Genomic DNA, 25,265 nt, shown 5'->3' with positions numbered 1-25,265 from the left:
CAGCAAGCCAGCCTCTTCATTTCCCTTATTCTCCTATTTTCGTTCCATAAGTCAGGTAAGATTCCGGTGGTGTACTTCCCCACATTTCCAGACCTAACTGACCAACATCCGAAGACCATTTAATCGGTTCCCAATCTGGAGAAAACATAAGAATGCCACCTGTCCAGATTTCCACCCGATGTCCTGAGGGTTCAAAAACATAGATGAATTGCGCTCCACTGGTACCATGCTTACCAGGGCCCCACTCTATCTTAATGCCGTTTTCAGCCATAATATTGGATGCACGCAGGAGTTCATCCGGAGAATCGAGGTAATAGGCTAAATGGTGAAACACCGTTCCATCCTGGTTGGAGTTTCTCATAAACGCGATTTCATGTGCGATATTGGTCCGGCTCAACCAGGAACCTAAACGGACATCCTCCTGGTTTTGAATATAATAACGATGGTGAATACCGAGTAAATCTGTCCACCATTCCTGTTCTTTGGCAACATCATTTACCATGAGATTGACATGGTCAAAACGGCGAGGAGAGACACCTTTTGCCATATACTTACTTGGATGACTAGGTAAATTCGACTTCAAAGCCGGATCATCCGTTACAAACAATTCTTTTTCCCAATATAATTCAACCGGTATGCCGGATGGGGATTTAAAATGAATTGCATCTCCTAACGCTTTCTTTTGTCCACCCGCTACCCAGTGATAGTCAATATTCATTACTTGTAATTGTTTTTCGAATAGTTCCAGGGATTCCTTCGTGCTTACACGCCATCCCATACGGTTCACTTCGGATGTATTCGAAGCCTTCAGCACCAGGGTGTGATGGTCAAAGTCCTGCCATGCCCTCAAATAAGCACGATCCCCATCCGTCTCGGTTAATACAAGACCCATGACTTCGGTAAAAAACCATAGCGATTGTTCAAAATTAGTTACACTGATTTCAACATGGCCAATATGGGCAACTGTACGTAAATACGTCTCCAGCCTCTCCTGGGCTGATTCCTTACTGATTACTTCTTCTTTTACTTTTGACATATATAGTTCCTCCTCTTTTAACAAAACAGTCTTTCTTATATTAAATGACTACTTTTTCTTTCTTCTTCTTATCCTTCTTGCTCATAATGGTTGTACTATGAGCCGCGTGTAAGGATTCGTCTGGATTGATGTAAACCTTTGCATTACTCACGGCAATCGGTGCTTCACCAAAACCGGTGGCCATTAATTTGACTTTGCCAGGATATGTTGAAATATCTCCCGCTGCATAGATGCCGGGAATATTCGTTTCCGCTTTTGAATTTACCAAAATCGAGTTCTTTTCTATTTCTAGTCCCCAGTCATTGATAGGGCCGAGATTGGATATAAAACCATAATTGACCAGGTATTCATCTGCAACTAATTCCAGTAATTCTTCCGTTTTGGCTTTTTTCAATTTTACGCACTCTATTCTTTCCTCTCCCAATAATTCACAGGGACTATAAGGAGTTAAAATATTTACAGATGAATTCTTTAATAAATTGACACTATGTTCATGGGCTCTGAATCGGTCTCTTCGATGGACAATGTTCACGGATGAAGCGATGTTCTCTAACATAAGCGCCCAATCTACCGCTGAATCTCCTCCGCCGCATACGACCACATCTTTATCTTTAAAATCGTTGATATCCTCGATACTATAATGAAGATTCTTTCCTTTGTATTGTTCTTCTCTATCTAAATTCATGTTACGGGGTTTAAAGGCACCATTCCCAGCTGTTACGATGATCGTTTTCGAATAATGGGTCTGTGTATTTGTTTTGATTGTAAAAATATCATTTTCTTTTGTGACCTCTTTGACTTCTTCACCCAGGCAAACCTCATTCTCAAAGAGGTCCATTTGTTGATTTAACTGAGTTACTAGATCCTTGGCTTTGACCTTGGGAAATCCGGCGACATCATAGACGTATTTATCCGGATATAATGCAGCCAGCTGGCCGCCCAGTTGCGGCAGGCTCTCAATGATTTTCACACTCGCCTGGCGCATCCCCGCGTAGAAGGCAGTAAACATACCTACCGGACCTCCGCCTACAATGGTAATGTCGTATACTTCCTGTTCTTTACTCATACCATTCACCACCTCTCCCTTAGAAATCGATTAAAGAATTAAACTGATTTTCCCATGCGGCCTTAAACTATCCAGATACAAGACAACTTTTTTACTTTTGATTGCAAGTCCGCCATTTTGCTGAACAATTTCATACGTGTGTTTGCCAATAAACGTATCTAACACTTCTCTTTTAGTTCGGTGGGTAGTAAAGTTGCACTCCACCGTAATCACATCAGAACCAAGACCACTAACCAGAATGTTATGGTAGTTTCGAAGCGTAATAGAATGTGGATATTCCACATGGGCTTCCTTCTTCAAAAGCCGCTCTGCCCGCTCCTGGAGCCTTGTCCGATTATCATGGACATAAAACAGCGATTCCGTCGGACTGGCCTCGGGCTCCCCGATCGGAGGAATCTTATACGTGCCATCATCCGTAAATAATGCCGCCCATTCTTTTAATTTCCATTCATCCAGTAATTGGGCTTCTTTATATAGGAAATCAACGACATCTTGCCGTGTTAGTGTTGCAACTGTCATGTCTGAGCAACCTCCTTCTTCATGGACTCCTCGATTCTGACCTTATATTGCCTCCAGAAGCTCCTCATTTGAATTTCATCTGTGGCCATGGCATTTTCTTCTCCTCTGACCATCCCTTTGGAAATATCATTCCATTGCACTTCCTGGTTATTGTTATAAGCTTCCTGACATAGTTCCAATGCTTCGTTGTCATCAGGAGTCGCAAAACCGCCTGGTCCAAGGAATTCTAAAAAGTTATTATTTCTTGCCATTCGATGCTCTTCATCTTCTCTTTTAGGAGCCAGTGAATAGCCGGATACTTCCATATATCCCGGACTCGACGGATAGAAAGTTCTTGCTGTAATCGCCATAATGTCGTTAATAACCAGATTTGGGAAAATGATGATGTTGCGGTTATAGTTAGCGATTCGATCGGCACGTTCCTCTCCGAACCTTTCTACTAATCTTTCTTTCATTTTATCCATATCCTGTTTCAATTCCTCACTCCAAATCGGAGTCCACTGAGCAACCGGCCTTCCCCATGGAGCCACATACTCCATCACGGCATGACCGTTTCCAAGGTCTTTGCCCTTTCCTTCCAGTTTTACGCGCTTAATTCCAGGATCCTGTGCTTGCTTAATATCAAAATAAGTCTTATGGGTAGGCATCCCGTGATAAAGATCCACGCTATTTTCAGCTAACAGTTTCCAATTCGCCCGGACACTGTATTGTTGTACTCCGCCCAGAACTTCCAGTCCGGCTTCGGATTGATCTGCCGCCAGGTCAATATATTCCTTGGCATTCCCTAAGTATTCCTCCAGGGAAATAGCCTCGTCATCGAAGTTGACGAACAGAAACCCACGATAACCTTCCAGTCGGTTAACCGCTTTCATATTTTTCGAACCATCGCAGTTAAAATCATCAGGGAAGCCATCTTTTCCTGGCATACCATTCAATTCACCATCGTTTTTAAAGCTCCATGCATGGTAGAAACAACGGAATACTCTGGAATTACCTTCATTTTCCCTAGCCACAAGCGCACCACGGTGGGGGCAGGTATTATACAGTGCTCTAATTTCCCCATCCTGACTATGAACTAGAAGTAAATTACGTCCACCAACTTTTTTCCGTTTGTAATCCCCTTTTTCAGGAATCTCTGTTTCATGGCCAATAAACAACCAGCATTTATTAAAAATTTCGGCACGTTCTCTTGCCAGCATTTCTTTTTCCGTAAATACACTTCTATGAACAAGAAATTCATTTTTCTCCCGATTATCGCGGATTAATTCTTCCATTTTATTCACCTCGTTGTTAGATTACTAAAGCATATTGCTTCCGCCATTAACACTGATCACTTGACCAGTGATGAAGCTGGCGCCATCGGTAGATAAATACCAGACTGAATCAGCAACTTCTTCTTCCGTGGCAGCTCTCCCTTTAGGAATGATGCCAATATATTTATCTACTAATTCGTTGTCTCTGTTCTCTCTTATTCTGTCTAATGCTTCACAGTCGACTGCTGGTGGTGCCACCGTATTTACTGTAATATCCCCTTCGGCGAATTCCCTTGCCAAGCCAGTAGTCATGGCATGGACACCGCCTTTCGCAGCATTGTAGGCTGCGTGTTCCCATAGACCATTTCTTACGGAATCAGCACCTACATTGATAATTCGGCCATATTCCGCCTTCACCATGTGCGGCAGAACTTTATAACAGGACCAAACCGCCGTCCATAAATTCCGATCAATAGTCGTTTTCAAGGTTTCCGGGGTTTGTTCAAGGAAAGGCATAATGACCCCTCCCCCTGCGTTATTGACTAAAATGTCGATCTTTCCCCATTGGTCGATGGTGTAGTCTACCATTTCTTCCACATTCTCTTCTTTGGAAAGATCTCCGGCGTAGTATTTGATTTCTGACTTTGTTAACGCTTGTATTTCTTCAGAAGCTTTTTTTGTTCTTTCCTTATTTGTACCGCTAATTAACACATTAGCACCTGAATTAGCCAGCTTTAATGCGATTGCACGACCAATTCCTCTTGCAGATCCTGTGACAATTGCAACTTTGCCTTCCAATGTTTCACTCATCAGCTTATCTTCCAAACTAAAGCCCTTCCTTTCCCTTATTTATCTTGTAAACCCTTACATAAGTTTTCTAATTTCCTCCTTAGCTGGTTATCACCATATTCATGTGTTTTAAATTGCTTACTTTTTATTATATTAGTCAGAATTTTTAGATACCAATTGAATATTACTTTACTTTTCCATGAATATTAAAAAATAATTTATACAACTGATTTGTAAATACAGAATAATCTGTCACTACAGTTGACATGTTAACTTCTTTATAAATATAATTATCGTACGTTTCATTTTGAGGAGACCTTCCCCCTATGAACTATTGGAAATAACAGTTTACCAGGGGTTGATTCCATAACTTTTTCAGCAATGTTTGAAAGCGCTTTCTATATTAAAGTCTTTAAATAGATTCTGTTAAGTCAAATAAGTTTCCCTATGCACCGTGAGTTGTGTAAGCCTCTTCTGGGAAATTAATAAGGAAGTTTTTAGGAGGAAACCAGATGAATGAATGCCAATTACATACGTTTCTTACCATTGTCAAATATAGAAGCTATTCAAAGGCTGCTGAAGTTCTTAATGTCACACAACCGACCGTTACCTCACGAATAAAAGCTTTGGAAGAAATTCTTCAATGTCAACTCTTTGAAAGAATCGGCCACGAAATCTTTTTAACGAAAGAAGCCAATCTGTTCATCGAATACGCAAAAAATATACTATTATATATTAATCATTCCAAAGAAATCCCCAACATGGTTAAAGAGCCAATCATCAAAGTCGGCTTCTCTCCCGGATACTCCCATTCATTTATTGTAGAACTTTTAAAAACGATTAAATCGTTAGGGGATATTGATGTTCAAGTGATAGAAGGATATGATTCTGTCAGTTTAAATGAACGTGCGTTATCAGGAGAGGTAGATTTAATATTTACCAGAAATGCTCTATCAAATAATCCTGATATTATTTCAGAATACTTATTTGATAATAATCTGGTAGTTGTCCTGCCAAAACACCATCAATTATGTCAAAAGCAAGCACTTCATGTAGAAGACTTAAATGGGGAAACGATCATAAGTTACAAAAGGAATTCCACCTTGTGGAGGTTAATAGATAAACACCTGATAGGCGCCCAGAATATAACCCGTATGGATGTCGATAACAACGAAATGCTTCTAAATGCTGTTGCCAATGAGATTGGAATTGGAATTATTCCTAAACTGGGGATTGATAGAAGATACGAAGCTGAAGTGGAAATCCGGGAAATCGATGAAATATATAATATTCCAAATGAAGTCTATGTCCAATTTCGAAATAATTCTCGCATCGAGAGTTTGGCTAAAAAAATCATTTACTCGATTATTAATCATAAATATACAGAGGCCTAATATATGAAAAGACGATTCTGCTGCTTCCATGCTTCAAAAGATTAGCTGGAAGTCAGAGAATCGTCTTTTGTGCTTTCTTATTTCCTTAATTCTTTTGCACTTGTACCACCAATTGACCAATGCGTTTTTGGTACTTCGTTAACAAGTACACGTACATTTTCCTTAGGAGCACCCAGTGTCTCACTGACTGTTTCAGTCAGATTCTTCATCAGTGTTTCAATTTTATCGGGATCTCTTCCCTCCATCATTTGAACATTGATAATAGGCAAGTCCGTCACCCTCTCTGAATCATTTCTATTATTCTTTTACAAAAAACGACACGGTACCTAGTCCGCCGTATTCAGCTTGAACAAAATCACCAGGAGATAGGCGAACCGCTGCTGTGACACCGCCGGTTAAAATCGGCTGTCCCGCTTTTACCTTTTCTCCTTTTTTACTTAACATATTGGCCAGTCTGGCAACTGAATTGGCTGGGTTTCCAAGTACAGCGGCCCCGGCTCCCAATGACTGGATTTTTCCATTTATGGATAGTGTCACACCCACAACATCAAGGTCCAGTTCATCAGGTTTTCTGAAATAGGTGCCAAACACGGCACCCGCTGCAGAAGTATTATCTGCAATAACGTCCGGCAGTGTAAAGTTGAAGTTCTCATATCGGCTGTCAATAATCTCTATTGCCGGGAATACATACTCTGTTGCCCGCAATACATCAAGAGCGGTCGTGTTTGGTCCTTCTAAATCTCTTGCTAAGATAAATCCGATTTCAGGTTCCACTTTAGGATGAATATAATCTGAAATGGAAATGGAGTCTCCGTCCTCCACAACCATATTATCGAATACATAGCCATAAATCGGATCATCCACATCCATCTGTTTCATCTTAGCCTCACTGGTTATGCCCATTTTCGGACCAATGATTTGTTTACCTTCTGCATTCTTTTGGCGAATCAATTCTTCTTGAATGATGTACGCCTCATCTATAGAAAGTTCAGGATATAATTCAGCGGTAATTTTTGTTATTTCCCGTTTTTCTTTTTCTGCATGATGTACATAATCAGCAAGCTCTTTGATCATATGATTATCCATTATAATAACCTTCCTTTACTCCGTGAATGAAACGTGCACTTCTCCTAAATCAGCAAATTTTGCGTAAAAATGATCACCAGGTTCAGCAGGCATGGCAGCAGATAATGCTCCTGATAGAATAATTTCGCCTGCTTTTAATGTAATATCATAACCCGCCAGTTTATTGGCGAGCCAGGCCACACATTTTGCCGGATCGCCTAAAGCTGCAGCTCCAACACCTGTGTTAAGTAACTCATCATTTTTATAGAGTGCCATCCCCATTTGCTTCAAGTTTACGTCTTCCACTTTTTTCGGTCTTCCTCCGAGGATATACATGCCTGAAGAAGCATTATCGGCCACTGTATCAGCTAAAGTAACCTTCCAGTCTTTAATACGGCTGTCTACGATTTCAAGTGCTGGCACTACGACATCCGTGGCCTTTAATACATCTAAGGTCGTTACATGAGGCCCCACTAAATCGCCTTTTAAGATAAAGGCTATTTCCCCTTCCACTCTTGGTTGTAAGACTTGTGCAGAAGAGATCTTACCTCGATTCGGACACTCCATCTGATCTAATAAATGGCCATAGTCCGGTTCATTTACACCTAATGACTCTTGCATGGCTTTGGATGTCAAACCGATTTTCTTCCCCGTTATCCGCTGCCCTTGTTCCACTTTTTGTTGTATCGTGTGTAATTGCACCTGGTAGGCTTCATCAAGGGAGAGCTCAGGATCCAGCTCTGTGAGCGGCTGAACCCCTTCACCTTTACTCCACGCCTCTAATAAGTGTTTCACATGGGTTTCCTGTTTCGTTAGGTTATCTGTTTTCACTGTCATCCTCCTACATTTTTAACGTAATATTGGTTAATTCCGAGTAGAAATCAAAACTGTGAGCCCCGCCTTCACGGCCGATACCACTACGCTTCATACCTCCGAATGGTGTGCGTAGGTCTCGAAGGAACCATGTGTTCACCCAAACCATACCGGCTTCGATCTGTCCACTGAAGCGGGTAGCACGTTTGATATCACTCGTCCAAAGACTTGCACTTAATCCATAATGCGTATCATTAACTTGTTCCAGCACCTCTTCTTCGGTATCGAACGGAACCACGGTTACGACCGGACCGAAGATTTCTTCGCGTACACATCTGGCTTCACTTCCAAGCCCTGTAATAATCGTTGGTTCCACGAAGAATCCTTTATCAAAACCTTCCGCAGGCTTACCACCTGTCAGGAATGTACCGCCTTCTTCCTTGGAAATATCCAGGTAGCTGACCACTTTGTTATAATGTTCTTCACTGACCAACGCTCCAACGTTGGTATCCGGATCGAAAGGATCACCAACTTTAAGTTCTTTAGTTTTCGCTGTGAATCGTTCAAGAAACTCATCATAAGCGGAACGTTCCACATAAATTCTAGAACCACATAAGCAAACTTCCCCTTGGTTAATGAAACTGGATTTAATCGTAGTTTCAATGACATCATCCAAGTCAGCATCTGCAAAAATCACGTTCGGGTTCTTGCCGCCAAGTTCAAAGGAAAGTTTCTTTAATGTTGGTGCGGCAGCCTTCATGATTGCCGTACCAGTAACCGTCTCACCAGTAAAGGCAATCGCATCCACATCATCATGAGAAGAAAGGGCAGCACCTGTTTCCCCAAAGCCATGGACCATATTGACCACTCCATCCGGCACACCAGCATCTTTACAAATCTGAGCCAGCACGGTTGCTGTCATTGGAGTCACTTCAGATGGTTTCATCACAGCTGTATTACCGGCTGCAAGAGCCGGAGCCAACTTCCAAGTCATCAGGAATAGTGGCAAGTTCCATGGGTTAATGAGTCCCACGACACCGACAGGGCGACGAACTGCATAATGAATGGCGATATCATCCTGTTGATAAGCTTCCGTTCCAACGGAAGTCATATAATCAGCAAAGAAATAGAAATTGTTGGCTGCGCGATCAATATCAACATTATTAGAAAGCCATAATGGTTTACCCGTATCCAACGATTCTAGCTCGGCGAGTTCCTCTTTTCTCTCCAAAATCAAATCACCGATTTTGCGGATAATGTTCGACCGTTTTTTTAAAGGCATGTTTCCCCATTCACCTTTAAGTGCTTTTCTGGCAGCACTTACTGCCTGATCAACTTCTCCTTTTCCACCTTCTGCAACGGCCCCCAACACTTCTTCTGTTGCTGGATTAACGTTCTCAAATGTTTTACCATTTTCTGACTGCACATAGGCACCATTAATGTAATGGGCACAATCAACAGCTCTTGTTTTAGTTGTTTGCATATAGAAAGCCTCCTTAATTTTTTGGAAACATGAAAACAGTTTCCGATAAATAAATATAAAATTCTCTGAAAACTCTTTTGTATTCGGTACAAACTCATTATAAAAACGATCAAAGCTTTTAAAAAGACTTCAGTTCCTCTATATGCAACAAAATCAAAAATAGTTGAATTTTTCTACAACAACTATTTAGAAATCGCTCAGGATTCTATATAATTAGCGTATAATTACCGATCAGTCACTTTATAAAAAATGTTCCTTTATAAAGAACTTCATTCAACAGAGGTGAAAAACATGCCAAAAAAGAAGCAGCCGCAAACACTTTCTTCCGTAAAAAATGCATTACTTATTTTAAAAAGTTTCTCTACATACGAACCGACCAAAAAGGTAAGCGAACTGGCAGAATCCTTAGGTCTGGCAAAAAGCACAGTCAGCCGCTTACTGTCCACACTTGCCAGCGAAGGTTTTGTCATTAAAGATCAAAAAACCAGCGCCTATAGATTAGGAATGTCGGTCCTCACGCTTGGAGGTATTGTCACCAACAATCTCGAAATCCATAAAGAATCTGCTCCAGTTCTTTATAAACTAGTTAATGATACCGGGGAAACAGCCCACTTAGCGATCATGGATGGTCTTGATACGATTTATATCCATAAAGAGGAATGCAATCATCCAGTCCGTATTCTTACACACCTCGGAAGGAGAAACCCTTCCTACTGCACAAGTTCAGGTAAAGTATTGCTTGCTTTTAGCGACGATCATATTGTAGAAGCTGTCATTAATCAGGGGTTAGTCCCCCATACAGAGAACAGCATCACGGATCCTGATTTACTAAAAGAGGAACTAAAGTCCATACGTGAAAAAGGGTACGCCGTCAGTACAGAAGAATTAACGGAAGGTACAAAGTCAGTTGCTGCTCCGATACGGGACTATCAAGGAAAAGTGGTCAGCGCCATTACCGTAGTTGGACCTATCCAGCGCATGAAAGATAGTAAACTCCCGGATATAGCCAAAAAAGTAATGGAAGCTGGAAAAGAGGCGTCTGAACGATTGGGGTATGATGAAAGATATTTCAGGCGCTTGTAAGGCCTGTCTGTCAACCTCAATGATTGACTAAATGAACTGTAAAGCTTGTTGTTTATTCTCCCGAATCGCTTACCGGCGGATGCTTGCCGCGGGCACGGCCTCAGCTAACTTGGTCAACAAGATCTCTTGACCAAGTGGATCTTCGGCTCGCGCTGTTCCCGCAGGCGTCACCGCCTCTCGCTCATTGTGGAATTAAAATGGTTATCTACCAACAACCATTTTGTTAAACCCTAAACAAAGACAAAAAGATCTGTATGGAGATAAAACTCCAAACAGACCTTTTATAAAAAATCACTCCATTACTAAATCTTCCATTTATAAACGGCTACGAACTATCAGACTGCCCTTTTTATAATAGTAGCTTTCCAGGTAAAGATGTTTACCTCGCCCGGACATTCATTTACACATGAGCTTTTTCTTTAGCCAATTCCTGGGCAACTCCGATAATCCAGTCTTCCTGGCCGCCGACAGCACCCATCTCACTGATTTTTGTCAAAATATCACGCGGATCGACGCCATACTCTTTCCCTGCTCTTTCCGCGAATAATAGAAAACTGGAGTAAACGCCGGTATAGCCTAACGTCAGGCTCAGTCGATCAATCTGGACAGGACGATTCATCATCGGTTTCATTACGTTTTCTGCTGCATCCATTGCTTTATATAAATCTACTGAATGAGGAATATCCATTTTGTTCATGACAGCTACCAGCTGTTCTGTCGCCGTATTTCCTGCTCCAGCACCCATGCCGGCAAGGCTCGTATCGATTCGGTCCGCGCCTTCTTCCAGTGCAATGATGGAGTTGGCAACGCCGAGGGAGAGGTTATTATGGCCATGGAACCCGATGTCTGTATTCAAGTTTTCTTTGAAAAGGGCAATCCTTCTCCGGGTATCATCCATTGTCAATGCTCCGGCGGAATCTACCACATAAATCGTCCCCGCTCCATAAGATTCCATCTTTTTAGCTTCTTCCAGTAAATCCTCTGGCGTCGAACGGTGGGACATCATCAGGAAGCCAACGGTGTCCATGCCCAAATCTACGCCTTTTTTGATATGTTGTTCGGAAACATCGGCTTCACTGCAATGCGTGGCAACCCGTACAACAGAGGCTCCCCATTCTCTTGCCTGCTCCAAATGGTCAATTGTACCGATACCAGGAAGGAGCAGCACGCCTACTTTTGCGTTCTTAGCATTTTTTACTGCTGTAGTTATAATGTCTTCTTCTGACTCTTTTGAAAAACCATACTGAATCGAGCTTCCGCCTAATCCGTCTCCATGGGTGGCTTCAATGATATCCACGCCCGACTCATCGATCAGCTGGGTCAGTTCTGCAATTTGTTCGGTTGAATATTGATGGGAAATAGCATGCATTCCATCCCGTAATGTCACGTCATTAAAAACTACTTTTCTATTATTGCTCATTGTGCTGCTTCCTCCTTTGTCATATGTGCTGCCATAACTTCCCCGGTTTTCACAGCCGCTGAAGTAATGATATCCAGGTTGCCCGCATACTTAGGCAGAAAATCTCCGTTTCCTTCCACTTCCACAGAGACCGTCACAACGTTCCCTTTGATTACCGGATCCGCTTTGAAACGGTACCCTTTCACATATCCCTGCACGGTTTGCAACATGGAATCCAAGGAAGCCAAGATGTCTTCCTGGTACGCATCTGCAGATTCTGCTGTCTGTACATGAATCGTGTTCCGCATAAGGATCGGCGGTTCTGCTGGATTTAGTGTAATGATAGCTTTAGACTCATCGGCTCCCCCCACCTCACGCAGAGCATTAGCCGTCGTCACTGTAAATTCATCAATGTTCTGGCGGGTTCCGGGACCAGCACTCTTACTGGAGATAGATGCTACGATTTCCGCATAATTCACCTTAACAATATCAGAAACCGCTTTCACCATAGGGATAGTTGCCTGACCGCCGCATGTAACCATGTTAACGTTATCCAGCTCGGCAATCTCTTCTTCCTTCAAATTTACCGACGGGACTAAAAAAGGACCTACGGCTGCCGGTGTCAAATCAATCGCTTTCATTCCTAAGTCTTTTAAAATGGGCGCATTATGAGCATGGGCTTTTGCCGAAGTAGCTTCATAGACAACCTCTGCTAATTCTGGTTCCTCTATCAGCCCATCAATCCCGTTATAAATCGGCTTCACACCAAATTCCTTCGCCAGCGCCAACCCTTTCGAATTACGATCGATACCAACCATTGCAGTGAGTTCGAGCTTATCGCTTCGAAGCAGCTTGTACATTAAATCGGTGCCGATATTACCTGAACCGATGATAGCGCATTTTACTTTTTGATTAGACATATTCATCTCTCCCCATATTTAATTTCTTACCTTCACAACAATAGTGACAAGCATCTTGTAAGTGTTCTCTTAAACGTTTTTGGGCATCTTCCAAATCCCCCGCAATCAAACCTTCAACAATTCTCATGTGCTGATCAATGATTTCCTGCTGTTTGGACTCCGTCACTTCACTGGTGATATCAATCAACGTTCGAAAAACTTCTTTCAATGAGGTCCAAAGCTGAATGAGCGTATTATTATCTGTCAATTTAACCAGATAGCTATGAAACGCCAAATCCGATTCAATGTCCCTTTGCTTCAGATGATACGATTTATTCATTTGACCAACGAAAAGGTAGAAAACATCCTTATTCTTTTTTAATACCTCAGGATCAATCTGCGTGAGGGCATGTGTTTCCAACAGGATGCGGCTATCATAAAGGTTTTGGATATCGATAATGTCAAATCGCTTTACAACCGTCCTGCCGTTGGAGTGTTTCTCTACCAGATTCTCCGCTTCCAGCTTAGCGATTGCCTCCCTGATCGGCCCGCGGCTTACCCCTAATTCTTTCGAAAGTGCCGCTTCCACCAAATGATCCCCTTTCTGGTACTGACCTAAAATAATCTGTTTACGTAAGTATTCGAGTACTCGATTGCTGATGCTTTGCTTTTCAATCTTCATAATTTTAACTCCCTGAGAATATTCTGAAAAGTTAACAGTTAACAGTTATTGAGTAAAATTATATGGGAATTGATGGAGTAAGTCAACTCAGAAAATTGTTTCGCATAAAAAAGTACATTCTACTTCATAAAAGTGTTATCTCTTAAACTCAAACCATTATTAACGATTTACAGAGACAAGATCCTATTCTTAGTTATCTCTGCTTGTTCCAGCTATCGGAAAATTAATTTATAAATATCTCCCTGTTGTAACAAATCAAAAACAATGATAATATACTATCCAACGAAATAGAGTGTCACATTTCTACAAATCCAGTTAATAGTGTGACATATTAATTTAACACAGCACATTCATAAAGGGAGGGAATGTAGAAATATATTGGATATTTACTTACCATGCCGTTACAATCGGCAGGTTCGATTACTTATAGAATAGGGAGATTAATAATGTCCAAAAAGGAAACAGTCTATGTCGTGTCTGATTCAGTCGGAGAAACAGCTGACATGATGGTAAAAGCCGTGGCAAGTCAATTTTTGGGGCAGGAAGTTGAAATTAAGCATTCTTCCTATGTAGAGAACCAACAGGATATTAATAATGTCGTCACGGTGTCGAAGTATAATCATTCCATCATTGCTTACACCATTGTCCTTCCATCTTTAAAACACTATCTTGATCAAAGGGCAGAAGAAGAAGGGGTAATTGCGGTTGATTTGATGCACCCTCTGATGGAAGCGTTCACTCAAAAATTTGATATCGAACCCAATCATCAGCCGGGACGAATGAGAAAGCTGGACGAGAACTATTTCAAACGAGTGGAGGCGATTGAATTTGCCGTGAAATATGATGATGGCCAGGAAGTACGAGGATTAACACAAGCAGACATTGTCATTGTAGGAGTTTCCAGAACCTCAAAGACCCCGCTTTCCATGTATTTAGCCAACAAACAATTCAAAGTAGCCAATGTACCTCTCATCCCAGAGATTCCACCTCCTCAAGAGCTTTTTACAATTCCAAGAAAAAAGTGCATTGGATTAATAATCTCACCAGAAAAATTAAATGAAATTCGCAGAGAACGAATAAAGAGGCTGGGATTAACAAACTCAGCGAATTATGCTTCACTAGATCGAATCTTTGAAGAACTAACTTGTGCGGAAAACATTATGAAAAAAATCGGCTGTCCAATCATTGATGTATCAAATAAGGCTATAGAAGAGACGGCTGATATCATTTTAGCCATGTTTAATAAAAGGGGGAGCTATGCATAATGGATAATCAATTTGTATTCCTATTTGATCAACCTGAAAAAGGAAAGAAAGAACTACTTGGAGGAAAAGGCGCTAATTTAGCTGAAATGACCCGAATTGGGTTACCCGTTCCTTACGGTTTTACAATTACCACCGCTGCTTGTAATGCCTATTACGATGCAGGACAGGTCATCTCACCAGAAATTGAATCCCAAATTTTAGAATCACTTCAAACCCTTGAGGCAAAAACAGGCAAAAGATTAGGTGATCCAACCAATCCGCTGCTTGTTTCCGTCCGATCAGGCGCAGTACATTCCATGCCTGGAATGATGGATACTGTTTTAAACCTGGGAATGAATGATGACACAGTAAAAGGAATGGCGGAAATTACCAACAATCCTCGGTTCGCTTATGATTCTTATCGCAGGTTTATTCAAATGTTTAGTAATGTCGTACTGGATGTAAATAACTACTTTTTTGAACAACGGTTAGAAGATATTCGCGAAGAAAAGGGTTACCATTCTGATACAGAACTGACAGCAGAGGATTGGAAACAGGTGATTCAAGAATTCAAAGCGATTGTGCCCAAACATGCGAAACGAAACTTTCCCCAGGATCCAAAAGAACAACTTTTCCTTACCATCAATGCCGTGTTTGATTCATGGAATAATCAGCGGGCAATTTTATATCGGCGCCTTCACAATATCCCTGGCCACCTTGGTACAGCAGTTAATATTCAAAGCATGGTCTTTGGAAATATGGGAGATGGTTCTGGTACGGGAGTCGCTTTTACCCGTAATCCATCCACAGGCGAGTCTAAGCTTTATGGAGAATATTTGATTAATGCTCAAGGAGAAGACGTTGTGGCAGGTATCCGTACACCTCAGCCAATTGCCAGCCTCAAGGAGGATATGCCGCATGTCTATCAACAATTGGTTGATACTTGCCAGCTGTTAGATAACCATTACAAGGATATGCAGGATATTGAATTCACTGTTGAACGTGGAAATCTGTTCATTCTTCAAACGAGAACAGGTAAACGAACCGCCCAGGCCGCTATTAGAATAGCTGTTGAAATGGTTAAAGAAAAAATCATGGATGAACGAGAAGCCCTTTTACTTGTGGATCCTGATCAACTTAATCAGCTGCTCCACCACCGAATCGACCCTGAACATACAAGGGAACAACTTGCCACAGGCTTGCCCGCTTCTCCCGGAGCAGCAACAGGCCAAGTCGTCTTTGATGCGGATGAAGCCGAGGAACTTTCAAAGGATGGAAAAAAGGTTATCCTTGTCCGCCCTGAGACTACACCTGATGATATCCATGGAATTGTGGCTTCCCAGGCTACAGTTACGAGCCGCGGTGGAATGACAAGCCATGCTGCCGTTGTAGCTAGAGGTATGGGAAAAGCCTGCATATGCGGCTGTGATTCCATAAAGATTCACTTGGATTCCAAACAATTTATCACAGGGTCTACAACTGTGAATCATGGAGACACCATTACTATTGATGGTTCAACAGGTGAAATCTTCCTTGGTGAAATTCCAATGATCGAACCAGAGCTTTCAGATGAATTCCAATTACTGCTAAGCTGGGCTGATGAAGCGGCCAAAATGGGAGTCAGAGCTAATGCTGATAATCCAGTCGATGCTGAGAAAGCACTGGAATTCGGAGCAGGAGGTATTGGACTTTGCCGTACAGAGCATATGTTTATGGATGCATCGCGTATTCCTACGGTACAAAGTATGATCCTGTCTGAAACGACCGAGGAACGGAAAAGCGCTCTCGATCAACTCCTCCCTATGCAGCAGCAGGATTTTGAACAAATATTTGAAACGATGCAAGGACACCCGATTACCGTTCGCTTATTAGACCCGCCCCTCCATGAGTTTTTGCCGGACAAAGAAGAGCTGCTCGTTGAGGTAACAAAGCTGCAGCTGACCGACCAGGATTCATCCGAGTTACATGAAAAGCAAAATCTTTTACGAAAAGTAAGACTCTTAGAAGAATCTAACCCCATGTTAGGACACCGGGGCTGTCGCTTAGGTATGATGTATCCTGAAATTTACGAAATGCAAGTCAAGGCCATCTTCCATGCGATGTCTAACGTGATGAAAAAAGGGATCAACGTTAAATCCGAAATCATGATTCCTTTGGTCAGCCATGTGAATGAACTGAAAAAAATGCGTCAACTGGTCGTTAATATTGGTGAGCAAGTCCAGAGAGAATCAGGACAAGACTTTGATTACCTTATTGGAACCATGATTGAAACACCACGCGCAGCCCTTACAGCTGATCAAATTGCCGAAGAAGCAGACTTCTTCTCTTTTGGAACGAACGATTTAACTCAAACAACATTTGGATTTAGCCGAGACGATGCAGAAGGCAAGTTTCTCCAGCATTATGTGGAAAGCGATGTGCTGCACAGAAATCCATTTGTTTCGTTAGACCAAGAAGGTGTCGGAAAGCTCGTAGAAAGTGGTGTGAAATTGGGCCGAGAAGTTAAGCCTGCGCTGAAAACAGGGATTTGCGGTGAACATGGCGGAGAAAAAGAATCCATACAATTTTGTTTTGATTTAGGAATGGATTATGTAAGCTGTTCCCCTTTCCGTGTTCCTTCTGCACGGCTGGCAGCAGCTCAAGCAACTATACGTAATGAGCCAATTAGCCCTAAAAAAGAACCTCAGCTCAGTTAATGGAGAACAGCGAAAACCCTCTTCTTAAATTAGATAATACAGAAACGGAAAATATAGGCGTTTTTTTCGAAGAACCCCGTACCCTATTATCTAAAAGAGGCGAATCCCATTGTGTGGGTTCGCCATTTTTAACGGAAATTAGGTCCAGTTCATCCTTCCTAATTCGCTTGATTGTAGGTGTATTCAATAAGTCATTCCCTTAAGATTCAATCAGAGCATGGAATTTCACACATCCAGGAGACGCTTTTTCTAATTGAGAAACATGAAAGTGGATATGCCCCATTGCTGAAACCCCTATTCGAATTGAATATTCATTGACCGAAAAAGGGGCAGCATTAGAGGCACTTATGAATGAGTTGGAAAAATGGTCTCAAAATTGGATAGACAGGGAAGAGCCCCTGCAAAATTAAGGGAAGTTATATTATTAAGAGAATAGGTGAAGATATAAAGAAACCTATTAAAATAAAACCCCACCCGGCGTAAAAACATTCATTTTACATCGGGTGGGGTTTTTCTTTTCGGTAAAAAAGTTCTTCAACAATTTCACTTGTTTCTACGCTATCAATCCATGACCCAACTTCAGTGACATAGTTAAAGTATCAATGATTAATGAAGGCTTGGATTTCTAGATAAAATAAACAAATCAAAATAATATTTTCTCAGCCCTAGACTTAGTTGCTACCGTCTTGGGCTTTATCTTTTAATGGCTATTCGATCACTTTATCATTCATTCGTTCAACCCATTGATGGAGAAGGTTATTATAACGGGTGAAATTTTTGTGGATTTTAGTGGCCACTTCCTCATTATAGGTATGGACGGTCAAATTTCGAACATTTACCATTTCCAAAGCCAGAACAGCCTCTTCATCCTCCAACAAGTGAACTTCCCTGCATTTGCGAATGACGCTCTTAGGAGAGCCGGCATCTACCCCTTCAATGTCATATGTATATTGCTTAGCCACTTTCCAGCTAACCTCGAAAGTAAATTTAAATCGTAGAATCGCTGCATCTCATTCTACATCATTCGGATTTTCAAGGTAAGCTAGCTTTTCAAAGGCAGCCAACGCTTTTTCTACATCTCATAAAAATAGATTAAATAACTTCCAAGCCGTCTTTATCTGGTAATGCAGGGAATGTTGCATGCGGTTCGGTCTGATACCAATAAGCTACAGATGCAATGTCATCTTGCCGTGCATGGTATCGCCCTTCCGAACGCCATCCCAATGCTTGGATTGTCACCTTTAGCTCTTCCGCAAATCGAACGGGATCCATAATATGCCAACGATACATACCAAACCTTTGGTTAGCACGATACAAACCATCTGGCTTAATAACTTGGTGGAATCCAAGGTAAGGAGTAGAAAATGTACCATACTCTCCTTGAGGTTGCTCAAAATTCCAAGCTCCCCCGAAATAGTCTTCCGTTCCCGTTCCGCAAATGGTTGGATATTGATTATCTCCATCCATATAGAACTTTATTTCTCCTTCTCCCCACCACCCGTTACTATTTACTTGCCAAGCCATATAGGTTCCTACATAATGCCCTTTTCCTTTTATCCCATCAATAATCGTATGTACATCCTCTGCTTGTACAGGGTTACTTCGACGCCATTGCGCATGAAAATAAGCCATATCCTCCGGAACTTCGGTTAATGTATAATCAATTTGATAATAAAGAATCGTTTCGTGATCCGCTAAATTTTCCATCACAATTTTAGCCGACTTCCGGAAAGGCATTTCCCAATAACTATTGAATCCACCTGCTGGATTTACAGAAATCGGTATTGAGTTTACGTTCGAGCGCTCACACCATCCATTACAGAAAAAATCACCTAAAGGTACTCGCACTGAAGGTTCTTCTTCACCATCCCAATAAATTATTAAAAATGAAATTACGCCATGCATTTGGAGTACAAGTCATCCACATATGCTGTATAACACCTGGACCAGTAATCTCACCTAAAGTAAAAGAACCGTTGGCCGGAACAGCAACAGACGGGGATACTTTCCACCCTTGTCCCAAATCTCTTGCCGGTTTAGCACCTGTTCCTACTCTAGCCATTCCCCCTTTCCCTTTTACACCTGTGAGATTTTCCGCACTAATAGAACGAGTCACAGCATTAGACAATTTTGATAAATTTCCTAAACCCATACCAATTCCATTAAATGAATACATCGTTATTCCCTCCATAATTAGAATTTTAATCAGGGTATAAGCGGCCGTTTTTTCTCATAAACTTCATTGCTTTTCTTGAACTTTTGAAGTGATAGTTTTACGGACAGTTATTCATCGAAAAAAAACTAAAATACCGCCCATTCACAAGCTCAGTTAATATAAACAGTCCCTATAGAACCTTAATATACCAAGGTTTTCCTTAATAAGTAAATTGATTAAATGCAGAAACCACTATTACCCTCCCATTCGCAGCTTAACAATTATGTCCTTCAAAAGGTATACCCCCACCATATTTTATTGGCTATTGGTAACTGGGATCCACTTTTCTCCTATCTTAGACCCGATTAGCTCGGCCTACTCATAGGAAGTAATTTAGAATATATTTCTATTTTAACCTTGACCCTGACGTGACGTAACGGTATATAGTAAAGTCACCGGTAAAAAAATCGCGCGAAATGAGGGGATGATTATTGCAGGAAGAAGATATTGGAAAATAGGCGAACTTGCTAAGTTAACAGGCTTAACCATTCGAACCTTAAGATATTATGATCAAATTGGTTTATACTCTCCATCTGAATATTCGGATGCAGGATACAGGTTGTATAATAAATCTGATATTTCCCGCCTACAACAAATTCTAGCATTAAAAGATCTTGGTTTATCACTTGATGAAATTAAATCTATTCTTTCTGAAGAAGATTACAATCCCTTCGAAATCGTATCAATTCAAATAGATCGACTAAAGGAAAAAATAAGAATTCAACAGAAGCTGTTAAAAGAATTACAAAATGTATCAAACCTGTTGAAAATGGAAGAGCCCTTAACTGTGGAGGATTTCACAAAATTATTAGATATGATGAAACAGAGTCATGAAAAATATTTTAACGAACAACAGAAAAGCATGGAGCACCACCTCGACAAGCTTGGTGCCCTTTTCGACAACCAGCCCTAACGTTATTATCAAAGGAGGATGAATGATGAGTAAACGAATTGCAACGCATGACACGTTTGTAATTGAGAGGACCCATGATATTTCGCCGGCTCAAGTATTCGCTGCCTGGTCAGATCCAGAAACGAAAGCACAATGGTTTTCAAAAGCCGATGAGTTCGACTTTCGAGTGGGTGGGAAAGAAACCAATCGAGGGGGTCCACAAGACGGCCCCATCTTCACTTTTGAAGCTCGCTATCAGGAAATCGTTCCTGATGAACGTATCGTCTATTCCTATACCATGGATCTCGATGAAACACGAATATCGGTATCCGTGACGACGGTAGAGTTCCACCCTACGGAAACCGGGTCTCAACTCATCTATACCGAGCAAGGAGCTTTTCTCGACGGCCACGATACGTCCTCCCAGCGCGAACACGGAACGAAAGTTATCTTGGACAAATTGGGTGAAGTACTACGGAACGTACGTGAAACTAATTAACTTACAAAAAAGGAGGTTTTTGTAATGTCATTAAACGATGCGACAGATAATAACCCATCTGAGAAAATTTCAGACCGCGAGATCGTCAATTCCCGCATCTTCCATGCCTCTCGAGAACACATTTTCAAAGCATTCAGCAATCCGGATAAACTGAAAAAATGGTGGGGACCGAAAGGGTTTTCGAACACGTTCTACGAATTCGATATGAAGCCTGGTGGCCATTGGCACTACATCATGCATGGACCCGATGGCATCGACTATGAAAATAAGAGTGTCTTTTTAGAGGTCGTTGAATCTAAAAAAATCGCCCTTCGTCATCTGGAACCGGATCATGAGTTTCTACTGACCATTACCTTATCCAAATTGGATGGGCAAACCAAGCTCATCTGGCGTATGCTCTTCGATACGCCGGATGAATGCAATAAAGTAAAAAAGTTTGTCATCGAGGCGAACGAACAGAACTTGGACCGCCTTGAAGATCAACTGAAATTATCTTTCTGAAGCGAACAAAATTTTGAGAATAAAGGGGATTTTAATAAAAAAGGAGTTATAAAATAAGAAGACTGGCCACTATTAAAAGAAATGCCTCTCAAAGGTTGATAAACTCTTGAGAGGCTTTTAGGTTATAATGGATGATTTTTAAATACTAGTCAATATAAGTTTATTGGGTTCCAAATCCTTGTCTATCAAAGGATTTGAGGACACACCAAAACTTCTCCTATATTTCGACTAGAAGAAAAGAATCTTTAATTCTTACTTGTTGGAAGATGACTTTTGAAGCGACGAACGAGGAACGCTGTAATCGACAAGGCGAAGAAAGTTAATTCAATGCTTTAGGACTCACAATCATTTGCCCGGTTCAATAAAAGCTCCTTCTCACGGTCATTCCGGGTCATCGACGACGCACGTTCAAATTCTGTACGGGCTTCATCGCATCGCCCCAGCTTGACCAGTAGATCGCCACGAACGCTAGGCAGTAGATGGTATCCTTTTAAGGAGGGTTCGGCACAAAGCTCGTCGACAATCTGTAGTCCGTAAGAAGGTCCAAATGCCATTGATATGGCAACCGCCCGGTTTAATTCGACGATCGGCGATGGTGTTACTCTGGCCAATGCTTCGTAAAGGGCAGCGATACGGATCCAATCAGTCTCAGTTGCCGTAGGGGCTTCCGCATGACAAGCAGAAATCGCGGCCTGCAATGCGTACGGACCGAGTGTGCTTCCAAGCTTCTGGCTGCGCTCCAATGCCGCTAAGCCCCGGCGGATCAACAATTGATCCCACTTCGCTCGATTTTGTTCCAACAGACGAACCGGTTCTCCTTTGGGGTTAACTCGAGTTTTAAGCCGGGAAGCTTGAATCTCCATAAGGGAAACGAGCCCGTGAACTTCCGATTCATGAGGAACGATCTCGGCTAGTATACGTCCCAGTCTCAATGCCTCCTGACATAGTAATGGGCGGATCCAGTCATTACCTGATGTTGCTGAATATCCTTCATTGAACATTAGGTAAATCACTTCAAGTACGGCAGACAGACGGTCTTTGAGTGCTCCCCCTGTTGGCACATCAAAAGGTACTTTCTTGGATCTGAGGGTTCTCTTGGCACGGACGATTCGCTGGGCAATCGTAGATTCGGCAATAAGGAAAGAACGTGCAATTTCATCGGTAGTAAGTCCGCATAACAGGCGTAGCGTTAGGGCAACTCTGGCATTTTGTGATAGCACTGGGTGGCAGGTCATAAAAATCAGACGAAGGAGATCATCATCGATCTCCCCGTCCAAAGCATAATCCACATCTACCTCTTTATACAAATCCATACCGTGGGCGATTTCTCCATATTTCTGATCACGCAACTTTGCCCTTCGCATAAAATCGATCGCACGCCGTTTCGCCGTATGTAACATTCATTCGGGTAATTCCGCTTCTATATATACGACGAACTAACCTTTAATGAATCGACAATAAATTTGATTTATTTGGTCTCTATAACACTTTCTTGTGCATGAAGCAAAATTCCTTTCGCTTAATAAAAAAGCGAACGTCACACAAACAAATTGGTTGATACCAGCTCAGCAACTTTTTAGTGTCCATGAAATACAAGGCGGAGGTATACCTTTATTGCATACGAAATAAACGTATCTCTGGGAAGGGAACAGGAGAACTTAGGTAACTTTATACTTGGGAGTGGCAATCAACATAATAACTAAGAACGATTTGAAACTCATAAATACGAAAATTTATGAAAATAGCGGGGCAAGGAAGCTTGATTACGAGGTTATGAAATAATAACTAAAGTGTACGAAATGTTATTACTATACAGACTGCTTTCAGATGCAAGAGTACCTGATAGGATAGAGGAAGCGTAAGGAAAATGCCAAATTATAACGTTATATAAATTTCAACATAAAAGTCGATTTCTTGTATTTAGAAATCGACTTTTAAAAATAGCTTGTTCGATTAAACTGAATTTTAGTGGGAAAGGTGTTGACTTTCATTCCAATTATATTACTCAATTATTCTAATGGACTTTTCTATATAAGCATAAAATCGCGTTCCCAGTGTAAACCGTCATCTGATTTTGCCAATGAACTTTGTAGTATATGTCTGGATTCATTAATTCCCCAGCAAAACGTTGAGTATGTAAAGCAGAAATACTGAATTCGAGATTTCTATCGTGTTATGATGCATCTATGATTAGAAGAAAGGGTGTATAGGTTGAACCAAGAAAAGCTTTTTTTAAATACAGTAATAAAAAACAAAACGTTAAAGAACCGATACGTAGTTGCTCCTATGACACGAATAAGTGCAGAGCAAGATGGTCGTGCCAATGATACAATGAAACAATATTACGAACGTTATGCTAAAGGTGGCTTTAGCGCCATTATTTCAGAAGGTATATATATAGACGAAAGTTACAGTCAGGGTTATGATGATCAACCTGGTCTTGCAAGAGAAGATCATGTCCAAGCATGGAAACCTGTCGTTAACGCTGTTCATAACCACGACTCTCTAATGATTGCACAACTCATGCATGCTGGCGGTCAAAGTCAAGGTAATGTGTACACGAATGAAACAATTTCCTCTTCAGATGTACCTCCTAAGGGAGAGCAATTAGGGTTCTATGGTGGATCTGGACCATTCCAAACACCTAAAGCAATGACTGAGCAAGATATTAAACAAGTGAAAGACGCATTTGTCCAAAGTGCTGTTCGTGCGAAAGAAGCTGGATTCGATGGTGTTGAAATTCATGGAGCAAATGGGTATTTACTAGATCAATTCTTAACTGACTATTTAAATCATCGTGAAGACCAATTTGGTGGATCCAAAGAAAACAGATTACGGATTATACTTGAAATCATTCAAGATATCCGTAATGCCGTAAGTTCCGATTATATTCTAGGAATTCGCATCTCACAAATTAAAGTTGCTGACCCAGATCACAAATGGGCCGAAGGGGAAAAAGAAGCAGAATATATCTTCTCCCAACTTGGACAGACTTCATTAGACTATATTCATGTTACCGATGGAGATGCAACGAACCCTACTTTTGGAGAAAATACACGAACATTAGCTCAGGCTGCAAAAGACTTTGGAAAACTTCCTGTTATCGCTAATGGTAAGTTAGGTGACCCTGATAAGGCTGAACAATTATTAATAGATAATCATGCAGACTTAATCTCTGTAGGAACAAGCGCCTTAGCCAACCCAGATTTACCTCATAAGTTGAATAAAGGAATGGAACTAAAAGACTTTGACTTTGAAAGTATTCTTTTACCTAAAGCAAAAATAAAAGACTTGGAGTTACAGATGGATCTCGTCCAAAACTAGATTTTTAATAAAAAAAGCTATTCCCGTATCTGAATGAATATCCCCCGAATAATGGATACTGATAAAAAAGTTCCCTTATTCGGGGTTTTTATCTCTTACTTCTGATCTTCTTTTATTTACTACAGTAAATGGGCGGCATGATGTAATATGCCCTAACCCTTGATATAACAGGCTTTGAGAACAATTTGACTGGATTTTGACTGGTTACTTAAAACATGCCTTTCAAGAGTTTATAAACTTTTGAGAGGCTTTTCTCTAGTCTGCAGCATTTTCTGGAATCACTTGATGATTCATCAGCGAGAGTAAAAACACTTTTCCTATCGTAAGAATGGTTTCTTCATCTATATCAAATTTAGGATGGTGGTGTGGGAAGATTGCGTTCACTGCAGGATTTTTGCCGTCCACAAAAAAGA

The 25,265-nt window shown here is 41.3% G+C and carries 24 protein-coding genes and 2 pseudogenes; 9 read left to right on the top strand and 17 right to left on the bottom strand.

The window, feature by feature from the left end:
* Positions 1-25: 25 nt before the first annotated feature.
* Genes JOC33_RS10855 through JOC33_RS10835 form a run of 5 tightly spaced genes read right to left on the bottom strand, consistent with a single transcriptional unit; the run spans position 26 to position 4,684 of the window.
* The gene (locus JOC33_RS10855; RefSeq protein ID WP_205092557.1) at positions 26-1,036 is read right to left on the bottom strand and encodes a VOC family protein; all 1,011 of its coding nucleotides are present in this window, start codon (positions 1,034-1,036) and stop codon (positions 26-28) included.
* Positions 1,037-1,076: 40 nt separating this feature from the next.
* Positions 1,077-2,102 carry an NAD(P)/FAD-dependent oxidoreductase gene (locus JOC33_RS10850; protein WP_205092556.1) on the bottom strand — a complete coding sequence of 342 codons (1,026 nt, stop codon included), beginning with the start codon at positions 2,100-2,102 and terminating at the stop codon, positions 1,077-1,079.
* Between the two features lie 30 nt (positions 2,103-2,132).
* A complete protein-coding gene (locus JOC33_RS10845) occupies positions 2,133-2,621 on the bottom strand; it encodes an aromatic-ring-hydroxylating dioxygenase subunit beta (protein WP_205092555.1) in 489 nt (162 codons plus the stop codon).
* Positions 2,618-3,895 carry an aromatic ring-hydroxylating oxygenase subunit alpha gene (locus JOC33_RS10840; protein ID WP_205092554.1) on the bottom strand — a complete coding sequence of 426 codons (1,278 nt, stop codon included), beginning with the start codon at positions 3,893-3,895 and terminating at the stop codon, positions 2,618-2,620. The genes JOC33_RS10845 and JOC33_RS10840 overlap by 4 nt, the downstream gene beginning before the upstream one ends.
* Positions 3,896-3,919: 24 nt before the next feature.
* Positions 3,920-4,684: an SDR family NAD(P)-dependent oxidoreductase gene (locus JOC33_RS10835; RefSeq protein WP_239534149.1), complete on the bottom strand. Its 765-nt coding sequence runs from the start codon at positions 4,682-4,684 to the stop codon at positions 3,920-3,922.
* Positions 4,685-5,175: 491 nt separating this feature from the next.
* Here JOC33_RS10835 and JOC33_RS10830 point away from each other — a divergent pair, with 491 nt between their 5' ends.
* Positions 5,176-6,057: a LysR family transcriptional regulator gene (locus JOC33_RS10830; RefSeq protein ID WP_205092552.1), complete on the top strand. Its 882-nt coding sequence runs from the start codon at positions 5,176-5,178 to the stop codon at positions 6,055-6,057.
* 77 nt (positions 6,058-6,134) lie between these two features.
* Here JOC33_RS10830 and JOC33_RS10825 read toward each other — a convergent pair whose 3' ends face one another.
* From JOC33_RS10825 to JOC33_RS10810, 4 genes are read right to left on the bottom strand one after another with little or no spacing between them, the layout of a single operon-like run.
* Positions 6,135-6,335, bottom strand: coding sequence for a 4-oxalocrotonate tautomerase (locus tag JOC33_RS10825; protein ID WP_338054507.1), 201 nt, complete (start codon positions 6,333-6,335; stop codon positions 6,135-6,137).
* A gap of 19 nt (positions 6,336-6,354) precedes the next feature.
* Entirely contained in the window at positions 6,355-7,143 is a 789-nt protein-coding gene (locus JOC33_RS10820) for a 2-keto-4-pentenoate hydratase (RefSeq protein WP_205092550.1), read from the bottom strand.
* 15 nt (positions 7,144-7,158) lie between these two features.
* Positions 7,159-7,959 carry a 2-keto-4-pentenoate hydratase gene (locus JOC33_RS10815; RefSeq protein ID WP_205092549.1) on the bottom strand — a complete coding sequence of 267 codons (801 nt, stop codon included), beginning with the start codon at positions 7,957-7,959 and terminating at the stop codon, positions 7,159-7,161.
* Positions 7,960-7,963: 4 nt separating this feature from the next.
* Complete coding sequence (locus JOC33_RS10810; protein WP_205092548.1) at positions 7,964-9,418, bottom strand: aldehyde dehydrogenase; 1,455 nt, start codon at positions 9,416-9,418, stop codon at positions 7,964-7,966.
* A gap of 291 nt (positions 9,419-9,709) precedes the next feature.
* On the opposite strand from JOC33_RS10810, the gene JOC33_RS10805 reads away from it, so the two are divergent.
* Entirely contained in the window at positions 9,710-10,501 is a 792-nt protein-coding gene (locus tag JOC33_RS10805; RefSeq protein WP_205092547.1) for an IclR family transcriptional regulator, read from the top strand.
* Between the two features lie 400 nt (positions 10,502-10,901).
* Here the strand turns inward: JOC33_RS10805 and dmpG are convergent, their stop codons facing one another.
* From dmpG to JOC33_RS10790, 3 genes are read right to left on the bottom strand one after another with little or no spacing between them, the layout of a single operon-like run.
* A complete protein-coding gene (gene dmpG / locus JOC33_RS10800) occupies positions 10,902-11,921 on the bottom strand; it encodes a 4-hydroxy-2-oxovalerate aldolase (protein ID WP_205092546.1) in 1,020 nt (339 codons plus the stop codon).
* Positions 11,918-12,820, bottom strand: coding sequence for an acetaldehyde dehydrogenase (acetylating) (locus JOC33_RS10795; protein ID WP_205092545.1), 903 nt, complete (start codon positions 12,818-12,820; stop codon positions 11,918-11,920). Before JOC33_RS10795 ends, dmpG begins: the two co-directional genes overlap by 4 nt.
* Entirely contained in the window at positions 12,813-13,481 is a 669-nt protein-coding gene (locus JOC33_RS10790) for a GntR family transcriptional regulator (RefSeq protein ID WP_205092544.1), read from the bottom strand. Before JOC33_RS10790 ends, JOC33_RS10795 begins: the two co-directional genes overlap by 8 nt.
* Positions 13,482-13,927: 446 nt before the next feature.
* Between JOC33_RS10790 and JOC33_RS10785 the strand changes: the two genes are divergently transcribed.
* From JOC33_RS10785 to JOC33_RS10775, 3 genes and pseudogenes are all read left to right on the top strand, one after another.
* The gene (locus JOC33_RS10785; RefSeq protein WP_205092543.1) at positions 13,928-14,746 is read left to right on the top strand and encodes a pyruvate, water dikinase regulatory protein; all 819 of its coding nucleotides are present in this window, start codon (positions 13,928-13,930) and stop codon (positions 14,744-14,746) included.
* Complete coding sequence (gene ppdK, locus JOC33_RS10780) at positions 14,746-17,421, top strand: pyruvate, phosphate dikinase (protein ID WP_205092542.1); 2,676 nt, start codon at positions 14,746-14,748, stop codon at positions 17,419-17,421. The genes JOC33_RS10785 and ppdK overlap by 1 nt, the downstream gene beginning before the upstream one ends.
* Positions 17,422-17,708: 287 nt before the next feature.
* A pseudogene (locus tag JOC33_RS10775) lies at positions 17,709-17,831 on the top strand (winged helix-turn-helix transcriptional regulator); the annotation flags it as partial.
* A 297-nt stretch (positions 17,832-18,128) separates the two neighbouring features.
* Here JOC33_RS10775 and JOC33_RS10770 read toward each other — a convergent pair.
* The 3 genes from JOC33_RS10770 to JOC33_RS20340 all read right to left on the bottom strand — a co-directional run bounded on the left by JOC33_RS10770 (position 18,129) and on the right by JOC33_RS20340 (position 19,597).
* Positions 18,129-18,422: an HI0074 family nucleotidyltransferase substrate-binding subunit gene (locus JOC33_RS10770; RefSeq protein WP_205093057.1), complete on the bottom strand. Its 294-nt coding sequence runs from the start codon at positions 18,420-18,422 to the stop codon at positions 18,129-18,131.
* 91 nt (positions 18,423-18,513) lie between these two features.
* Positions 18,514-19,269 (bottom strand): glycoside hydrolase family 172 protein, encoded by a 756-nt coding sequence (locus JOC33_RS10765; RefSeq protein WP_338054506.1) that lies wholly within the window; start codon positions 19,267-19,269, stop codon positions 18,514-18,516.
* Between the two features lie 13 nt (positions 19,270-19,282).
* The gene (locus tag JOC33_RS20340) at positions 19,283-19,597 is read right to left on the bottom strand and encodes a hypothetical protein (protein ID WP_239534147.1); all 315 of its coding nucleotides are present in this window, start codon (positions 19,595-19,597) and stop codon (positions 19,283-19,285) included.
* Positions 19,598-20,060: 463 nt separating this feature from the next.
* On the opposite strand from JOC33_RS20340, the gene JOC33_RS10760 reads away from it, so the two are divergent.
* Genes JOC33_RS10760 through JOC33_RS10750 form a run of 3 tightly spaced genes read left to right on the top strand, consistent with a single transcriptional unit; the run spans position 20,061 to position 21,528 of the window.
* Entirely contained in the window at positions 20,061-20,549 is a 489-nt protein-coding gene (locus JOC33_RS10760) for a MerR family transcriptional regulator (protein WP_205092541.1), read from the top strand.
* A 25-nt stretch (positions 20,550-20,574) separates the two neighbouring features.
* On the top strand, positions 20,575-21,027 hold the full coding sequence (locus JOC33_RS10755; RefSeq protein WP_205093056.1) for an SRPBCC family protein: 453 nt from the start codon (positions 20,575-20,577) through the stop codon (positions 21,025-21,027).
* A gap of 24 nt (positions 21,028-21,051) precedes the next feature.
* Positions 21,052-21,528, top strand: a complete 477-nt coding sequence (locus tag JOC33_RS10750; RefSeq protein WP_205092540.1) for an SRPBCC family protein — start codon at positions 21,052-21,054, stop codon at positions 21,526-21,528.
* Between the two features lie 332 nt (positions 21,529-21,860).
* Here JOC33_RS10750 and JOC33_RS10745 read toward each other — a convergent pair.
* Positions 21,861-22,928: pseudogene (locus tag JOC33_RS10745) on the bottom strand (RNA polymerase sigma factor); the annotation flags it as partial.
* An 802-nt stretch (positions 22,929-23,730) separates the two neighbouring features.
* Here JOC33_RS10745 and JOC33_RS10740 point away from each other — a divergent pair.
* Positions 23,731-24,852 (top strand): oxidoreductase, encoded by a 1,122-nt coding sequence (locus JOC33_RS10740; RefSeq protein WP_476718286.1) that lies wholly within the window; start codon positions 23,731-23,733, stop codon positions 24,850-24,852.
* A 255-nt stretch (positions 24,853-25,107) separates the two neighbouring features.
* Here JOC33_RS10740 and JOC33_RS10735 read toward each other — a convergent pair whose 3' ends face one another.
* The gene (locus tag JOC33_RS10735) at positions 25,108-25,257 is read right to left on the bottom strand and encodes a hypothetical protein (protein ID WP_205092537.1); all 150 of its coding nucleotides are present in this window, start codon (positions 25,255-25,257) and stop codon (positions 25,108-25,110) included.
* Between the last annotated feature and the right edge of the window lie 8 nt (positions 25,258-25,265).

The sequence above is a fragment of the Thalassobacillus pellis genome (genome assembly GCF_016908295.1).
Taxonomy (GTDB): Bacteria; Bacillota; Bacilli; order Bacillales; family Halobacillaceae; genus Thalassobacillus; species Thalassobacillus pellis.
Note: the sequence above shows the minus strand (reverse complement) of the source record. Positions and strands in the feature narration are given on the sequence as shown.

Coding starts and splice junctions, on each gene's coding strand:
- JOC33_RS10855 (WP_205092557.1), bottom strand. CDS start 1,036: ATGTCAAAAGTAAAAGAAGAAGTAATCAGTAAGGAATCAGCCCAGGAG.
- JOC33_RS10850 (WP_205092556.1), bottom strand. CDS start 2,102: ATGAGTAAAGAACAGGAAGTATACGACATTACCATTGTAGGCGGAGGT.
- JOC33_RS10845 (WP_205092555.1), bottom strand. CDS start 2,621: ATGACAGTTGCAACACTAACACGGCAAGATGTCGTTGATTTCCTATAT.
- JOC33_RS10840 (WP_205092554.1), bottom strand. CDS start 3,895: ATGGAAGAATTAATCCGCGATAATCGGGAGAAAAATGAATTTCTTGTT.
- JOC33_RS10835 (WP_239534149.1), bottom strand. CDS start 4,684: ATGAGTGAAACATTGGAAGGCAAAGTTGCAATTGTCACAGGATCTGCA.
- JOC33_RS10830 (WP_205092552.1), top strand. CDS start 5,176: ATGAATGAATGCCAATTACATACGTTTCTTACCATTGTCAAATATAGA.
- JOC33_RS10820 (WP_205092550.1), bottom strand. CDS start 7,143: ATGGATAATCATATGATCAAAGAGCTTGCTGATTATGTACATCATGCA.
- JOC33_RS10815 (WP_205092549.1), bottom strand. CDS start 7,959: ATGACAGTGAAAACAGATAACCTAACGAAACAGGAAACCCATGTGAAA.
- JOC33_RS10810 (WP_205092548.1), bottom strand. CDS start 9,418: ATGCAAACAACTAAAACAAGAGCTGTTGATTGTGCCCATTACATTAAT.
- JOC33_RS10805 (WP_205092547.1), top strand. CDS start 9,710: ATGCCAAAAAAGAAGCAGCCGCAAACACTTTCTTCCGTAAAAAATGCA.
- dmpG (WP_205092546.1), bottom strand. CDS start 11,921: ATGAGCAATAATAGAAAAGTAGTTTTTAATGACGTGACATTACGGGAT.
- JOC33_RS10795 (WP_205092545.1), bottom strand. CDS start 12,820: ATGTCTAATCAAAAAGTAAAATGCGCTATCATCGGTTCAGGTAATATC.
- JOC33_RS10790 (WP_205092544.1), bottom strand. CDS start 13,481: ATGAAGATTGAAAAGCAAAGCATCAGCAATCGAGTACTCGAATACTTA.
- JOC33_RS10785 (WP_205092543.1), top strand. CDS start 13,928: ATGTCCAAAAAGGAAACAGTCTATGTCGTGTCTGATTCAGTCGGAGAA.
- ppdK (WP_205092542.1), top strand. CDS start 14,746: ATGGATAATCAATTTGTATTCCTATTTGATCAACCTGAAAAAGGAAAG.
- JOC33_RS20340 (WP_239534147.1), bottom strand. CDS start 19,597: ATGTATTCATTTAATGGAATTGGTATGGGTTTAGGAAATTTATCAAAA.
- JOC33_RS10760 (WP_205092541.1), top strand. CDS start 20,061: ATGATTATTGCAGGAAGAAGATATTGGAAAATAGGCGAACTTGCTAAG.
- JOC33_RS10755 (WP_205093056.1), top strand. CDS start 20,575: ATGAGTAAACGAATTGCAACGCATGACACGTTTGTAATTGAGAGGACC.
- JOC33_RS10750 (WP_205092540.1), top strand. CDS start 21,052: ATGTCATTAAACGATGCGACAGATAATAACCCATCTGAGAAAATTTCA.